Below are 17,200 nucleotides of genomic sequence, written 5' to 3'. Positions count from 1 at the left end.
ACTGAAATAAACTTGCAAGTATGACCTAAAACCTGTTATTTATAAAATGGCTCTTATTCCACTAAAGGTTATGAATAGAGATACCCCAGATGAAGTCAGTGATAACAGCCTAAATCCGAGTCCATCTTTGAAATCCGTTGAACGACCGTCGGAGTTACTGAATTTTTTACCTCCTCATGCTCAAGTCTTGATAGATGTAGGCTGTCTAACAGGAACAACTGGTTATTATTATAAGCGAATTAATCCTCAAAGTTTCTATTGGGGAATTTTAATCCATTCAGAATTAACTCCAGAGGTCACAAAAGGGTCAGATCAAATCATCCTGAGTTCAATCGATCAGTTAGAAACAATTGCATTAGAATTAGAAGAAGGAACAGTAGATTGTTTGATCTATGATTCAATCTTACCCCAAATCAGAAATCCCTTAAAGAGCTTACAGAATCATACCCGATGGTTAAAACATGAGGGTCAAGTTTTAGCTTATATTCCGAATAGTCAGTATTGGCGAAATATTATTAAGATAATCCAGGGAAAAGGGGGGATTTTAAGCCAAGAAGATACGAGCCAGAAGGGATTAACTTTAGAAGCTATTCAAGCTCTGTTTTGGGAAGCTGGTTTATATATTTATGAAATTCAAACTAGAGGAAAAAAAGATGATGAATTTCAACAATTTCTTCACTTAATTCAACCTATTCGAGAAGCTTTAGGGTTAGATACTAATCGTTTTGCCACTCAAACCGCAGCAGAATATTATCTGGTTCGCGCTATAAAATCGCTTCAACCTCCTCGTCGTTTATTAATTCAAACGGCAATCATGGCTCCCACAGGATGCGATCGCGTTCGAGTTTTAGAACCCGATCAATTGAGTGCAACAATACCTGGAACTCGAACAATTTCTGCATCTAAATCGATTCCCACTGGTTCAATTTTACCGGAAGAAGAAAAGGTTTTTATTTGGCAACGGACAATTTTATCTTATGAGCATCACTTAGAACTCTTAAAAAATTTGTTAACACAGGATTATTTAATTATTGCTGAAATTGATGATAATCCTTTACGCAGAAGGGAGTATGCTGAACAACGTTATCTGAGTTATCGGGGATGTCATGGTGTACAAACTTCTACAAAACCCTTAGCTTTATTTCTACAACAATTTAATCCCCATGTTGCCATTTTCAAAAATCATTTGCTGACCTTACCACCCCCTAGAATCTATTCTAATTCAAGAGTGACCTTGTTTTTTGGCGCCTTAAATCGAGAACAGGATTGGCAACCGATTATGGAAGCTTTAAATCGGGTTTTAATCCGTCATCAAACTCATGTTCAAGTCAAGGTGATTCATGATCGTCGGTTTTTTGATCAGTTAGAAATATCTGAAAAAGAATTTGAACCCTTTTGCAGTTATGATAGATATAATCATATTCTCCAAACGTGTGATATTGCTTTATTACCCCTAATGCCGACATCTGTGAATCTGATGAAATCGGATTTAAAGTTTTTAGAATGTGCAGGTCATGGCGTTGCGGTTTTAGCAAGTCCAACGGTATATGAACAATCAATAATTCACGAAGAAACCGGTTTAATTTATCGAACTATCCAACAATTTGAAATGTATTTGAATGAACTAATTATGAATACTTCATTGCGACGAAAAATTGCGATGAATGCCTATCATTGGGTACGAGATCACCGTTTACTCTGTCAACATTATCAACAGCGACGAGACTGGTATTTAAAAATGCGAGATTTGTTACCCAGTTTGAATCAAGAACTCCGTCAACGAGTTCCTGAATTATTTAGATAATCCCCCAGAATATAGCAACAATTAAACTTAAATTATTCAGTTGTAAATTATGCGAATTTTATTTACGATTCCTCACTTTTTTAATCCTGATGGAGATGGAAAACACGCTTCTTTAAGTAAAGATCCTCGCCCAAGAATTACTGCTTTAGTATTTGCCTTAACTGCTTTACGAGAACTGTATAGTCAATCCCATTGCATGATTGATATTGCTCAATGTGTGACAATTCCCGTGAATACAGAACACAATTATCAAGTTGATATTGTCATTTGTACCACTCAACAGTATCACCTACTCGCTAACATTCCTTTACCTTCATCGTTTTGTAAGCATTACTCGACCCAAACAGAACCAATGTTACTGGGATTTGAATGCCATCGAGTGTTGCGTGAATATTTGGGTCAGTATGATTATTATTGTTATTTAGAAGATGATTTGATTCTGCATGATCCTTGGTTTTTCGTTAAGTTAAATTGGTTTAATCGTCATACAGGAAATAGCTGTCTTTTACAACCAAACCGTTACGAAGTTTCTCCCCACAGCAAAGTAATTAAGGCTTATATTGATGGAGATCTTTTACCCCATATCACGGCTAATTTTCAAAATATTCAAGATCAGCCTCAGTTTATTGGTAAAGTCATGGAACAGGCTGTTTCTTTCAAACGTCCTTTAAATCCCCATTCGGGTTGTTTCTTTTTAAATACTGAACAAATGGAATTTTGGGCAAAACAACCGTATTTTTTAGATCGAGATTGTAGTTTTATTGGGCCATTGGAAAGTGCAGCAACCCTAGGAATTATGAAAACATTTAAACTTTATAAACCGACTGCCGCCCACGCTAATTTTTTAGAAATTCAACACTTTGGTTCAGGTTTTCTAAACTTAATTGGAAGACAAGTTAAACATTTCGATGAAGATAACACTACAGAAACAAGTCCGCCCTTATCAAACCCTGTAGCATCAGAAAAAGACTGATGTAGCAAATCTATAGCATTACTTGAAGAGGGAACAGGGAACAGGGAACAGGGAACAGGGAACAGTAAGAAGTGAAAGGGTTTCAGGTTTCACTCCGAAGTCCTAACCAATCAGGCGTAGCACTATATACGGTAAAATCTTTTTCTCCGGTGTTACCTGTTGCCTACTATATCCATAAAAAAAGACCGAGATTAATTTAATTTCTCGGTCTTTTTGTTATTAACGTATTGACAAAATTAAAGGGGATAAAAAGCGAATAGAACTCAAAAGTTAGTGTGTAAAGTCCGTCTCTTTCCCCTGATCTGTCAACCTAACCTAGATAATGATTGTAAAATCTGTCCGGGTCAGGGTCGGAATTGTATTGTTTGGCTGTTTCATGAAGGCAACTAAATCAGCCGGAGTTGCACCACCGCCATCGGAGTCATACCATAATACTCCACTGGCTTTCTCGTAAACCAATACAGGGCCGACAGTTGTTGGTGCTTGAGTATTGGCACCCGCGCCATTGTAGCTAGCTTTATCGAGAACGATAAATTGCTCAAAAGACAGTTCAGTGGTTGGGACACCCGGACGCAACTCAAAGGCAAAGCCTCCAGCCCCACGAGAGAAGTAGATATTATCTTCACCCGAATTAAAGTCAGTAATCAAGTCAGCTAAAGTGCCATTGACATCGGATTTGAACTGGTACAGGAAGACATCAGCACCAGCACCGCCAACTAAGGTATCTGGGTCAATGCTACCTTGGAGGGTATCATTGCCGTCTTCCCCAAACAGTACGTCTTCACCTTCTCCTCCGAAGAGATAGTCATTGCCACCGCCCGATATGATGGTGTCATCTCCGAAACCGACCGATGTTCCCGCAGATGCAGCAACACTTCCCCCTTGCAGGAAGTCAGCACCACTTCCGGTAACAATGCTATCATTGCCATCACTACCAGAAATGGTGTTATTGCCTAGGGTATCAAATAAGACAAAGCTAGTTATGGTAGCACCGGAGGCTAAACCACCCACAAAGGAAATGTTGTCGTTACCCTCTGAGGAACCTTCACCTACGAGACTATCATTAGTTGTGGTAAAGATAATCGTGTCATCACCGAGACCACCATTATAAACATTCGCGACTGAACCTAAGGCTCCATAGATATAGTCGTTACCAGAACCACCCGATAAGGTAACCACAGGAAGTTTCCCTGAGCCATTAGGTAATGTCCAATCTCCTCCGTAGAGGGTGTCATTTCCATCCCCGCCTTCTAAAAGGGTGAATTTTCCAGAGAGGCTGTCATTCCCAGCATCACCATAGAGGACATCTGTACTAAAGGCAGCGACTAACGTATCATTTCCGCCACCTCCATAGAGGGTACTCTCACCCACAAAACCGGGTTGGCTGGTGCTACCTTGAGTGGTTAAAACATTTGTGGTTCCTGTGGTGATCAAGTCATTGCCTTCACCCCCATACAGGGCATCCTGAAGCGCAAAGCTTCGGATGGTATCGTTCCCGTCTCCACCATCCATGTAGTTTTGGCCTTCTAAAAAGCGACCAATACCACCGTAGAGAGAATCGTCACCTGCACCACCGGTCAGAGTAATTTGGCTGAGACCAACAGCAACGGGACTTGTAGCGAATTGTAATGTGGCACTCGGATTTTGAACAATGAGGGTATCGTTCCCACTACCGCCATCCAAGACGTTGAGACTGCCTACACCAATGATGGAGTCATTATCATCACCACCGAGGAGGCTATCCCCGGTATTAACTCCAACAATACTGTCTCTGCCTTTATCTCCAGAGACATAGTTATTTCCTTGGTTACTGCCGCCTACCGCTCCAGCAACAACAACACCGGTGAGATTACTTTGGCCACTGGCATTGACAAATCCAAGTTGGTCATCTCCAGCACCCCCATAGAGTAAATCTCCACCTTGAATTCCACCCAGCAGGGTATCTGAGTCTTTATTTCCATTGAGGAAATTATTACTAGATTGACCAATCAAAAAGTCATTATCTACCCCGCCATAGAGGCTGGCTGTTAAATCCGCCGATAAGGTGTCACGGCCTGCATTTCCAATTAGAACAGTGCGAAGCTGTTGAGATCGGAGGGAATCATTACCTGTGTTACCGATAACTGTATCCCCAGGGCCTCTGCTTTGCAGAATATCATTATCGGCACCACCGTCGATTAGACTTCCACCTAGGGTCGAAGAGAGAATGGTGTCGTTTCCACCTTCACCCAGAATGGTATCGGGTTTAGGGGCGAAGCCCACATCCTGATCGTAATATTGGGGCCCTGGGCCTAAATTTGTTGTCATTTGATTTCACTCCTCTGCAATAATGTCATTAGATTCTGTTGGGATGACAGACACTGCTGAAAACACCATACCTTGTTCGGCAGTAGTTTAACTTTTTTATCTCCAGCAAGTCTAGTCCTTTATCATCACTCTTGTCTACTAGATAGATCTGGCCGTTTCGACTGCTAGAGTTTACGATCAATTCTGTCTTGAAAATTTTCATCCTCAGTTTGTCTTGAAGCCATCACTCTGAAGTCAGAAAAGGCACTTTATTTTAAGTTCCTTCACGCTGTCAGACGGGTTCCCAGACAAAAAGGTTCCTCATTAACTTCTGATTAGTAGATGATCAGAAGTTCCCCCGTTTAGAGAGCAACAGAAATAACATCTCGTTCCCTCCCTATTGCAAAACCATTCCGGGTTCAACTCGGCCAATGGTTGCGGGAAAAGAACGATTTGCCACTTCTGTAATCAATTGCAGATGTTTTGATAAGAGTTTGCTCAAATCATAACGTTCTAAGGCAGTTTCACGTGCTTTTACTCGCAGTTGAGCCATGCGATCTGGATGATCTAGCACTTCATCAACTCGATCTGCAATTTGTTTGGGAGAGAAGAAATCGACCAGTAAGCCATTGATTCCATCTTGAATCACTTCTCGCACGGGGGCTGTATCTGAACCAATGACTAAACAACCGGTTGATAGGGATTCAATCATTGACCAGGACAGGACAAAGGGCCGTGTTAAATAAATATGAACATCTGAAGCCTGAATCACTTGCAAATATTGGCCATAGGGAAGTGGCCCTACAAAATGAATTCGAGACAGATCCAAGGGGATTTTTTTGAGCATATAGTCTTTATAGCTCATACCATTGGGTAAAGGTTTACCATAACAAACTCGTTCCGATCCCACCACCACCACATGACAGTTGGGTCTGCGTTCTTGAATATAAGCAACGGCTTCAATAAATTCAGGAAATCCTCGATAGGGTTCCATCCCTCGTCCGACATAAGTAATTAATTCCTCAACGCCGGATAAATCTAAATCGGGTAATACTAATTTTGCCCCAGGATTGGGTTGAAAATAACTGGTATCAACGCCATCATGAAGTACAGAAATCTTTTGTCGCAGTTCAGGCGGAAATTGGGATTGTTGCCAGTGGGTGGGTGAAACGCCCCAATCACAGGAATATAAATCAATTAAAATTGGGGTATTTTTAACCCGAATTCGAGCTTTATCATCAACAGTAAGGGGATCAGCCGGATCAAAGTCAGCATCTGATCCTTCGGAATGATAAAACCATTCAAAATAACACAATAAGGGAATATTCGGAAAGGCTTCTTTGACAAATAAAGTAGGCCCCCAACCGGAATGACCACAAATAACATCAGGGACAAATCCTTTGGCTTTGAGTTGTTCTGCCATTCTAAATACGGCTTGTCCATGTAATACGGCACTTTCTAAAACCCGAACATATTGATGGGTTTCGCTGCTGGCTTCTCGACTGGGATTAAATACGGCTTTTTCAACTCCGGGGATATTCCATTCGGGACGCTCATTTTTGGTTCCAAAAACAACTTGATTATTGGGATCTGCACCCAAAGCTGTAATAATATGGCGGTATTGGGCGGGAAAATTAGGATGTAAAAACAATGCTTTCATGAGGGCGTTGAGAGATAAAATTTAAGGGAAATAGTGTTTTCTGCGGTTTAGAGGACTTCAGGAGCTTTACAAATCCACACACAGTCTCTCGGTACAGATTCAATATCTTTTTGAAGAATTTCATAGTTTAAATGGGTCAAAAATTTCTCCATTATGGTATCAGTCATTAAGGAAAATGCGGTTCCATGCCGTTTTCCTAATAAATTTTTATCCCAATCTATTAAGAATTTTTTCCAGCCCAATTCGCTTAAAAGATTAGTATGGTGGAAAATACATAAGCGATCGCCTTTCAATAAAGCGGGAATACGAGTTAAATAGTTGAAAATATCTCGCGGTTCAATATGAACTAGGGTGTCATAACAAAAACAAATATCTAAGGAGTGAGGCTCAATTCCATCTAAGGTTAAACCATCTAATTTAATATAAGACACTCGTTCATTCCCGATCCGATTTTGAGTCGCGTTGAGAAGTTGTTGAGAAATATCAGCACATACCAAACGATCACAATAATTCAACAGTATAGCAGCCGTTCTCCCTCCTCCTACACCAATTTCTAAAACTTGATGATGTTTCTGAATATAGGGAGCAATAAATTTCTGTTCAATTAAAGATTCATATTCTTCGAGGGAATTCGCAGCACCAGCGGCAACTCCAATCCATTCATCTCCAATATAAACTTCTTCTGAGCTTGTACTTTGCCAATTTTTAGCATAATTATCCCAAGCGGATTCATAATCAACTTTTGTCATGGATTTCACCGATAATAAGGTAGAGGTAGAACTAATATTTTGAGGAGACTGTGATAAAGTAGACTGAAAATCACAGGAAGATTCAGAGATTCCCCAACTCCAATCTCCACCGAGTAACTGTGTTAATTTTTGGTTATAGGGGAGAAAATAGGCTTCTAATTTTTGACGAATAGTTGGGTCAACATTTGCATAAGTATTGGCATTGTATTTATCATAACTGGATAAGTGATAATCAGGGAGTCCTAAAAAAGCAAACACTTGATTGACAACTCTTGCAGAATCTGAATATAAATCTTCACTTTTGAGGATCAAGAATTGTTCTCTGGGAAAAAACTGCATCCATCTTTGCAGTTGTTCTGCATAAAGTCCCCGTGCAAGGTATGAATAATGTTGATGGTTAAAACTAAAATAAGTAGCCTCTGAGCAGATTTTTTCAGTTTCCCCGTGCAGTCGTTCACCTTCTTGCGCGATCACTTCTTCTAAAGATAAGGATTCATATCCTAATTTCACTTCCCAATAATAATGGGAAATGGCTCGATCAACTGGATTTCTTAATAAGACAATTAATCGAGTTTGAGGGAAAGACTCATATAGTCGTTGAGGAACTAAGGGATAGAATAAGTAATAAGGAGAACCTTCACCTGTAAGGATCTGTTTTCCCTCCGCCTCTGGGGGAAATTGGGACTGATACCAATCTAAACCTTGCTCATAATTTAAGGTGAAAAAATGGATTTCTTTTTGAGTTGCTGCTACAATTTGAGGGTGTTGGCATAAATAATGATATAGAGAATTAGTTCCCCCTTTCTGTACCCCAATAATGATAAAATGGGGTGGGGGAAGAGGTTCTGAATACATTGTCCTTGTTTGAATCAAGGGTGATGCTCCTCCTTTTGAATAATCAGTATAATTAAGTTGTCTGTAAACCGTTAATCGTCAATTGTTAACTGGTCAGGACACTGACACGACAAAACTGATCACTGATTTAGATTATACTCTAACTGGTTTACTGTTTCGGTTATGAATTGGCAGAGAATTTAATATCAATTCAAACTTCCCCATTGAGGATATCACAATTATGACACTCACTGCTGATACGGAAATCGTTGCTCAACTTTATATTTTTCGACGTTTTTTTGCCAACAGATATTTACAGGGAAATGGAATTGAAGTAGGAGCTTTAAATCATCCTCTGGAGGTTCCTACATCTGCTCAGGTTAAATATGTCGATCGCATGAGTGTTCCCAACTTAAGAAAACATTATCCTGAATTAGCAAATACTAATTTAGTTCCTGTTGATATTATCGATGATGGTGAATTTTTAGGGACATTAGAGAATGAAACCCAAGATTTTGTCATTGCAAATCATTTTATTGAACATTGCCAAAACCCGATTCTAACGATTCAGAATTTATTGCGAGTCATTAGAAAAGAAGGGATTCTTTATTTAGCGGTTCCTGAAAAACAATATTGTTTTGATCGAGATCGTCCGGTTACTTCGATTGAACATTTATTAAAAGATTATCACGAAGGCCCCGAATGGTCTAGGCAATATCATTATGAAGAATGGGTTGAATTGGTGGAAAAAGAAAAGGATGAAACGAAAGCGCAATGGATGGTTAAACAATTGATGAAACGAGATTTTAGTATCCATTTTCATGTGTGGACAGGTAAAGATTTCATTGATTTTTTAATCACATTAAAAAATCAGCTAAATTTTCCTTTGTCTTTAGAAAAAATCTTTGATAACGGCAATGAAATCATTACGATTATCAAGAAATTATAACAGTGTACCAGGGAATAGATTACTTTTTTCTATTCCCTTCAAATCCTTAGAAGCGTTTGGGACGTAATACACATAAACAGAAATCTGATTCTAATCCTCCTGGAATTTCCATTAATATTTGTTCAAATTCTAACAACAGTTTAATAATCGTTTCTCCTTTGGGATCACCCGGCAAAAATTGATTATGATCTAATAAAGGATACAAAGGATGGAGAATTCCTCCTCCAAAAGGATTAAACAATTCAATATCAAAATAATATTCAATAAACGGTAAAATCAATTCAGAACGAACCGCTTCTGAGGGGTCGGTGGCAAAGACTTGATGGATGCTGGGATTTATAAATTTATTCTCCATAATCCCTGACCGGATTAACTTATGAAAACATTGATACAAACGATTAATCATTTCAACTTGATGTTTATCGTAAATACAATAATTCGCCCCCACATATTCATTAATAATAAAATATCCTTGGGGATGTAAGGCTTTATGAACAATTTCTAAAAATCGCTCTAATTCCCGAACATGGTGGAGAGAACCAGAACAAAATGCAACATCATATTTAATCTCTGGGTTCAGGGTAAATGTATTAAAATCTTCCTGATAAAAGTTAACAGAAACCCCCGCATTGGCTGCATCTCGTCGGGCAATTTCTAAGGAGGCAGCCGAAAAGTCAAACGCATCAATTCTTTGAGCAAATCCTAACTCTGCCATTAAAATTTCATGGTTGCCAATGCCACATCCCAAGGAGATAAGATTATTAAATTTGTGACCCACGAAATAATCTTCAATTAACCACCGTAACCAATATTTTTTCGTTTGACCGCCAGACATTCGTTGATGAATTTTCTCAGCAATAATCGGATTAGAAACCCATTGGCTGGCTGCTGCGGTTGGGTTAGTTTCCCAATAATTTTTAGCTTGAGGTTCAGCAATTTGAGGTTCAGCAATTTGAGGTTCAGCAATTTGAGGTTCAGGATTCTTGATTTCTGGTTCAAAATCCTTTTCTTCGGGTTCGGGAGAAGGTTGTGCCATTTCCACCTCTACATCTAACACTTCTAAAGATTGAGACTCAGAAGAAATTTCAGCAAGGGGATAAGGATTAATAAAATAGGCTTCTTGGAAAATTTCTAAATAGCTTTGAGTCATTTCTTCAAAGGTATTAAGAGACTCTAAAACATATCGAGAATTTTCTGCGAATTCTTGCCGTAATTTCTGATCTTCTAATAGAAGAGTTAAAGATTTTGCTAATTCTTCTGGTTGGTTCGGAGTGTAGAATAAACCGTTAATTTCAGGACGCACTTGTTCAGGAATTCCAAATACCGGAGTTGTAATAATCGGCAGGTTATATCCCATTGCTTCCATAATCACTCGCGGATAACTTTCAATTCGAGACGTACAAACGAAAATATCCGCAGCCAGGAAATATTGGGCGGTTTCTGGGGTTTCTGAAACGATTGTTAATCGTTCTTTTAAGCTATCAGGAAGTTGAGCAACTAATTGCGCTAGTTTTGTACTATAAAGACTAGGGCGATCGCCCACAATAAAACAGCGAATTTTGCTATGATATTGAGGAGATAATAAAGGCAAAGCTTTGACTAAATCTTGTTGTCCTTTACGTTCGCAAACAGTTCCCAATAACAAAATCACGATTTCATCTTCTGCTATATTTAACCCAGTTCGAGCTTCAGATTTTGTTAACTGTTCTGAGGCTTCCTGCAACCGTTCAATATCTAAACCATTATGAATAACCGTAAAGTTGTGATAACTATTTAAAGGTTGATAAAGATTTCGCGTTGCATCCGCTACAAAAATCACCCGATAGGGAAACTGAAAACACTCTAATGCTCTCGTCGCAATCTCTGAACCTAAGCCATCAAAATAAGTTTGCCAAGGTTCACTTTCATGGACATTCCAGACAGAAGGAATTGCCTTTTGTTTGGCACAATCTACCATGAAAAAAGTTTCTAAGGTGTTAGCATAAACTACATCAAATTGTTGTAATTGCAGTTCTTTTGCTAAAGCTTGGATGGCTTCATGATAGGTTTCCAATTGATAAAGATTAGCTAAGGGATGTTCTCGGATAATGACTCGAATTCCCTGTTGTTCATAAGCATAACGTAACGGCCCATCATTGACACAGAAAATAACAGGTTCTAGGTTTCCTTCCGAAGCTAATTTAACAGCAATTTCAAATTGATGTAAGGGTGCGCCTGTATATTCCAACTCGTTGCTACACATTAAAACTTTAGGAACAGGTGCTTTTTTCTGGGTTAATTTAAACTGATAGCGTCGGGGTTGAATTTGAAACCACTCATTGGCTAAGGATAAATGAGGATTATAAAAGGCATCAATTTTATTAGCATATTGACGACGGAATTTTGCCACTTCTTTGGGGTCATCTTTATAGCCCCGACTGGTTCCTTCTTTGTGAATTAATTCAGCATCGGGACAATAAACCGACTGATAACCTTTTTCAAATAATCGATAACCGTAATCAACATCATTGTAAGCAACGGCAAAATCGGTTTGATTAAATCCCCCTAAATCTAAGAACAATTGACGGGGTGTTAATAAACAAGCGGCGGTTACAGCCGAATAATTTCTCACCACTTTAGAATAAGCTAAATAACCAAAATCTTGACGATGGGATAACTTAAAGGCATGACCTGCTAAACCATGATGAAGCCCATGCAGTATTCCAGCGTGTTGAATGCGGTCATCGGGGTAAATTAATCGTGCTCCTACTCCCCCCACACCCTGCATTTGAGCATAACCCATCATCTGGCTTAACCAGTGAGGATTGATAATTTCAGTATCATTATTCAGGAATAATATATAATCGCTTTTTGTCTGTTCAACGGCTTGATTATTAATAGCAGCAAAGTTGAACTTTCCATTATTTGCTATTTTTAAAACCGATATTTTTTCAGAAGTATTGATTTTATTCAGATACTCTAAAGTTTTGGCATCATCACTTTCATTATCAATAATAACAACTTGATAATTTTGATAAGTTGTTTTTTGAATCGATTCAACACAAGCTTGCAGTAATTTAAGCTGATTTTTTGTAGGAATAATAATCGCTACAGATGGCCCTTGATCAGGAAATTGATGAGAAAAAATACCAATCTTGAGTTCACTTGCCCAATTGGGTTGATAAACTTTTCCAGGACTTTGACGACGAGTTAAGGCTTCTTGAATAGCGTGTTTTCCCGCATCAAAACTGGCTGGTTTTGCCGCCCCAGAAACAGCCGTTGAACCGGGGGCTGTGCGCCAATGATATAAGACTAACGGGAGATGACCAATGTGGCGAGAAATTTCTGTTGCTCTCAGGGCAAAATCATAATCCTGTGAGCCTTCAAACCCAAGTCTAAACCCTCCTAATTGCTCAAAAATCGACCGCCGAACCACTAACAAATGCCCCATATACATATAGGAAAGTAACAATTGAGGCGACCAGTCTGGTTTAAATTGGGGGGCAAATCGTTTGCCTTCGGGGTCGATTTTGTCATCGTCAGAATAAAGGAAATCTGTCTCAGGATATTGGATTAAATATAATGCCATTTCCCCCAAAGCATCAAGGGTTAATTCATCATCGTTGTCTAAAAATGCAATAAATTCCCCCGTTGCTTGACTCGCTGCACTATTGGTGGCGGCACTAATATTACCATTTTCGGGACGAAAAGTTACTTTAATTCGAGAATCTTGGGCTGCATATTGACTTAATAATTCTGCAACTTGAGCATTAGTGCTACAATCATCCGCAATACACAGTTCCCAATTAGAATACACTTGGTTGATAACACTTTGAATTGCTTTTTCTAAAAATTCTATGGGGGGATTATAAACAGGCATTACAACTGAAATTTTAGGCAATATTTCAGTAGAATAAGCTGATAATCGAGTTTTTAAATGATTGAAACTGCGTTCTGTCCATTGATTAGCTTCTAACCAAGCATTATAGGCATCAACGGGTTGAGGAAGTTCAAATCCTTGAGGCGGTAAAACATCACCGAGAGGCGCATTTGTTTGCCGATACATGAGGCGCATTTGTCGAATAATCGCTGGAATTTCCCAAGGCATGGGTAACAAGCGACCTAACCGTTGTTTTCGCTCTCCAATTCGTTTTTGAATGGCGGCAGTATAACGAGAAATTTGTTTGACTTTTATTGTACTTTTCTCTAATAATCCATAGCGAGAAACTTGTAAAATTTGAGGGCAATTATAGGTGAGGTTTTCTCCCGTTTCTAATTGAGCTTCTAAGGTAATTTGCCAAGTTCCAGAGGGAACATCAAGTAGCGCTTCAAACCCACTTTCTGAACTTCCAACCCAATTGGGAAATACCTGCCCCACATCGACACGACGTAACCCATGAGCACAAATTACCCACTGATTTCCACAGATTAATTTTAGTTGAGTAATGTGATGAGTGGGATGACAACACCATCCCGCAAATAAAATTTGTCCTTGTCGTTGTTCCCATTGCATTGGAACATCAAAAGATGCTCCTAAGGTCGAAACCGATAAAGGATAACGGGCAAAAACAGTCCATTTTCCGGTACTATCTTGAGCTTCTAATTCGACTAAAGAATCACCTTGAGGAACACGAATTTGTAAATAAAATCCTGATGTTTGAGCTTGAGGATAGTTCGGTTGAAGCTCCGCAACATCCTCCCGTTCAATCCCATATTGTCCGGTAAAAATATCTGTTCCAATTCTAGCCCGAATGGCTTTTAAAGGTTGATTTCCGGTGTAAAAACACCAACCCGAAATATTCAAAAACTTGTCGGTAAATCCCGTTAATTGCCAATTGAGAGGAAAATCAATGGAATGAATGAACCGCCGACGAAATTGCCGTAAACGTTGTTTAATACCTAACCATTTATTGCGAAGTTTCCAGAATTTAGAAGACTTCATGGCGACAACTTCTTGTTGAGCTTTGCCGAGTTCTTCTTCTAAACTAAAGATTTTATTTAAAGCTTGTTGAAATTGAGATTCTGACCCTAATAATTTCAGTTGAGTTTTACCGAGTTCTTCTTCTAAGGCTAAAAGTTTGGTGAGTCCGTCTTGATATTGAATGCTTAAGTCTTCATATTTAATATTAAAGTTTTGCAGTTCAAATTGAGTATGTCCGAGTTCTGTTTCTGCTTTAATTAAACCAAATAAGGTTTCTTGATATTTAGCATCTAAAGCTTGTAATTGTCCTTGAGTTTTACCGAGTTCTTCTTCGGTTGTTACCAGTTTTTCTACAGCGTGCTGAAATTGAGTTTTAAACCCTTCCAATTCTCCTTGAGTTTTTCCTAATTCCTCTTCTGTCTGAATTAATTTAGTAATGGCTTCTTGAGCTTGAGATTCTGCACCATTGAGTTTTAGCTGAGTTTGACCCAGTTGATTTTCGGTTTTAATTAAACGTTCAACAGCATCTTGAAATCGTTCTTGCCATTGTTCAATATCGGTTTGTAAAATATCCCGATCTTTGAGCAAAATATCTAAATCTTTGGCTAAAATGGATTGAGATTTCTCTAACTTGCGAAGTTTTGCCCAATCCTCAAACATCCAGTCCGTGGATAAGGGTTTATTTAAACTTTCTAATTCCGAGGTGCTTAAACGGCTACTTAAGGGATAAGCATCGGCTTCTAATTGTTGATAAAGTTCTATGGCTTCAGGAAAATAAGCTTTAATAAATAAAGGTTTAGGAGTTGCCAGAATCCGATTGACTAATAAAGAGGGTTCAAATTGATTAGAAAATTCACAGGGTAAATTGAGTTTAAATTTACGATTAACGGCTTGAATAAAATCGGCTGTTTGATTGCCAATTGTATAAACATTGGCTAAAAGGCATTGTTCGGGATATTTTTGATAAAACTCTAAAATTTTACGGTTATAATAGTTCCACATTTGGATGGCGAGTTCGGGATGATCGAGTAAGGTCGCATCCGTTGCTCGACGATAGAGAGAATCAATCACTTCCCAAGGAGAACGATAAACAAAAATAAAATTAGCTTGGGGCAATAATTCATGCCAAAAGTCTAAAAATAATGTGGTTCTCGGATCTTTCCATCCCCAAATAGTATTAGGATCTTGATTAATTTCAATCAGTTTTTTAGCTGTTTCTATATCTTGTTCTGTGATTAATATTTCCTCTGTAAAAACACATCCAATTTCATCAATATTATGACTTTTAAAAATCGATTTATGGAAATCTACAAAGTTAATATTTTCAAAATGGCCTTTAATATTTCCATAGTCAGCACCCACTAACTGTTGACCAATATTTATCCCTAAATTTTGCAGCAAGGAAGCCGTCAAAGAGGTTCCTGAACGGTGCATTCCGGCAACGATTAAAATAGAAGAGGGGGAAGAAGTCTTATCCATAAGTGTTTAAGTGATGATTTCAGCTTCTTGATCAAAATGAACAACGTTGAGGCATTGAATTGGAATTCAGTTTAGGCGAGTTGATTTTGGGTTTAACTTGCTCTGTTCCAGTTTGCCATAGTTTACCTGAGTTTAAAGACATTCTAGTTCAGATTGCTGCTTCACTTGACCGGACTTAACTTTTAAACTGGGTTCGATCAATAAGTCTACCACTCCGGTACTACAAGATTCTTCATAGGGTTGAACCCGAAACATCCCCACATCAATACAGCGATCTAAATAAGTAAATTCGCCATCTACAATACCCGAAACTCCTGCATTTAGGAAATAAACATCCGGGGATAATTGACATTCAAACTTAAATTTGATCGCAATTACAGTACCCGCTTCAATGTGTTTTATTGATTGAGAAGTCGCTAAAAAGGAAGCCCCCGCCAATTCAAACCCGCTTACCGTTTTAATTAACATTCCAAACCGAACATGAGAAGCTGGTTTATCAAATCTAACAGAATAAGCATAAATATAGCTATTCCGAGCAATTAAATGATTAACAATTTCCCCAGATAAAGTTGTAATATGGGGTTCTATAATTTCAGCCCCACGAGAAGGATATTTAATGGGATGATCAGGGACTAATTTCGGATCAAAATAATCTTTATAATGCCCATTTTTAGGTTCCCACGAGGATAAAGAAGTAGGAGAGGCTGGGTTTTCAGGATGGAAGTTATTCGGTTTAGAGGGTGGCGAAAGAGTTTCAGGAGGTTGGGAAGGTTTATGACCTAACTGTTGAATCTCACCTCGAATCATTGCCATTTGATCTGCATCGGCATAGATCATTTTTTGATATTTAGAAATGATCATTTTAGGGGTATGTTCGAGTAATAATTCTCCCCGATCCATTAATAAAGCTGAGTCACAGAGTTGAATAATTGAAGGGGCAGAATGGGAAACAAATAAAATTGTTCCGCCTCGATCTTTGATTTCATGAATTCGACTAAAACATTTGCGTTGAAAGGCTTCATCCCCTACAGATAAGGCTTCATCAACAATTAAAATATCGGGATTAACGCTGGTTGCCACCGCAAATCCTAAACGGACATACATTCCACTGGAATAGGTTTTGACCGGTTGATCAATAAAATCGCCAATATCAGCAAAAGCTACAATATCATCAAATTTAGCTTCTATTTCCTGAGTTTTTAATCCTAATAATTGACCATTAAAAAAGACATTTTGCCGTCCGGTAAATTCAGGATTAAACCCACTACCGAGTTCTAATAAAGCTGAAACTCGGCCATTAACTTCCACATCCCCGTGAGTGGGAGTTAAAGTTCCCACAATAATTTGTAATAGGGTGCTTTTTCCCGAACCATTGCGCCCAACAACGCCTAGGGTTTGGCCTTTCCAAACTTGTAAATTAATATCCCGCAATGCCCAAAAATTATGCGCCAAACTTTTACTTGGCATAAAAACTTCCTTCAATCGATCAACCGGATGGCGATAACGTTTGAAGCATTTAGAAACATGATTAACAGATATAGCAATTTCGCTCATTCGTTGTTGATT

At 38.6% G+C, this 17,200-nt stretch carries 8 protein-coding genes; 3 read left to right on the top strand and 5 right to left on the bottom strand.

All coding sequences use genetic code 11. From position 1 onward, the window contains the following. The first annotated feature begins 70 nt into the window (after positions 1–70). Both PL9214_RS03570 and PL9214_RS03565 read left to right on the top strand, forming a co-directional pair. Entirely contained in the window at positions 71–1,804 is a 1,734-nt protein-coding gene (locus PL9214_RS03570) for a glycosyltransferase family protein (RefSeq protein ID WP_083579868.1), read from the top strand. A 49-nt stretch (positions 1,805–1,853) separates the two neighbouring features. After that, a complete protein-coding gene (locus PL9214_RS03565; RefSeq protein WP_245824165.1) occupies positions 1,854–2,777 on the top strand; it encodes a calcium-binding protein in 924 nt (307 codons plus the stop codon). 315 nt (positions 2,778–3,092) lie between these two features. Here PL9214_RS03565 and PL9214_RS03560 read toward each other — a convergent pair whose 3' ends face one another. The 3 genes from PL9214_RS03560 to PL9214_RS03550 form a co-directional block, all read right to left on the bottom strand. Next, the gene (locus PL9214_RS03560) at positions 3,093–5,084 is read right to left on the bottom strand and encodes a calcium-binding protein (RefSeq protein WP_072717468.1); all 1,992 of its coding nucleotides are present in this window, start codon (positions 5,082–5,084) and stop codon (positions 3,093–3,095) included. Between the two features lie 376 nt (positions 5,085–5,460). Continuing rightward, positions 5,461–6,723, bottom strand: a complete 1,263-nt coding sequence (locus PL9214_RS03555) for a glycosyltransferase family 4 protein (protein WP_072717467.1) — start codon at positions 6,721–6,723, stop codon at positions 5,461–5,463. Between the two features lie 47 nt (positions 6,724–6,770). Then, positions 6,771–8,327, bottom strand: coding sequence for a sulfotransferase domain-containing protein (locus tag PL9214_RS03550; protein WP_072717466.1), 1,557 nt, complete (start codon positions 8,325–8,327; stop codon positions 6,771–6,773). Positions 8,328–8,547: 220 nt separating this feature from the next. On the opposite strand from PL9214_RS03550, the gene PL9214_RS03545 reads away from it, so the two are divergent. Next, positions 8,548–9,255 carry a methyltransferase domain-containing protein gene (locus tag PL9214_RS03545; RefSeq protein ID WP_139294958.1) on the top strand — a complete coding sequence of 236 codons (708 nt, stop codon included), beginning with the start codon at positions 8,548–8,550 and terminating at the stop codon, positions 9,253–9,255. 46 nt (positions 9,256–9,301) lie between these two features. Here the strand turns inward: PL9214_RS03545 and PL9214_RS03540 are convergent, their stop codons facing one another. Together PL9214_RS03540 and PL9214_RS03535 are read right to left on the bottom strand one after the other, a co-directional pair. Continuing rightward, positions 9,302–15,634: a glycosyltransferase gene (locus PL9214_RS03540; RefSeq protein ID WP_072717464.1), complete on the bottom strand. Its 6,333-nt coding sequence runs from the start codon at positions 15,632–15,634 to the stop codon at positions 9,302–9,304. 132 nt (positions 15,635–15,766) lie between these two features. After that, positions 15,767–17,188 carry an ABC transporter ATP-binding protein gene (locus PL9214_RS03535; protein WP_072717463.1) on the bottom strand — a complete coding sequence of 474 codons (1,422 nt, stop codon included), beginning with the start codon at positions 17,186–17,188 and terminating at the stop codon, positions 15,767–15,769. Positions 17,189–17,200 lie beyond the last annotated feature (12 nt).

The sequence above is a fragment of the Planktothrix tepida PCC 9214 genome, from assembly GCF_900009145.1.
GTDB lineage: Bacteria > Cyanobacteriota > Cyanobacteriia > Cyanobacteriales > Microcoleaceae > Planktothrix > Planktothrix tepida.
This window is presented reverse-complemented; position numbering and strand designations above follow the sequence as displayed.

Bases quoted from the DNA above. Each gene is read 5' to 3' on its own strand.
- PL9214_RS03570 (WP_083579868.1), top strand. From the start codon at position 71: ATGAATAGAGATACCCCAGATGAAGTCAGTGATAACAGCCTAAATCCG.
- PL9214_RS03565 (WP_245824165.1), top strand. From the start codon at position 1,854: ATGCGAATTTTATTTACGATTCCTCACTTTTTTAATCCTGATGGAGAT.
- PL9214_RS03560 (WP_072717468.1), bottom strand. From the start codon at position 5,084: ATGACAACAAATTTAGGCCCAGGGCCCCAATATTACGATCAGGATGTG.
- PL9214_RS03555 (WP_072717467.1), bottom strand. From the start codon at position 6,723: ATGAAAGCATTGTTTTTACATCCTAATTTTCCCGCCCAATACCGCCAT.
- PL9214_RS03550 (WP_072717466.1), bottom strand. From the start codon at position 8,327: ATGTATTCAGAACCTCTTCCCCCACCCCATTTTATCATTATTGGGGTA.
- PL9214_RS03545 (WP_139294958.1), top strand. From the start codon at position 8,548: ATGACACTCACTGCTGATACGGAAATCGTTGCTCAACTTTATATTTTT.
- PL9214_RS03540 (WP_072717464.1), bottom strand. From the start codon at position 15,634: ATGGATAAGACTTCTTCCCCCTCTTCTATTTTAATCGTTGCCGGAATG.
- PL9214_RS03535 (WP_072717463.1), bottom strand. From the start codon at position 17,188: ATGAGCGAAATTGCTATATCTGTTAATCATGTTTCTAAATGCTTCAAA.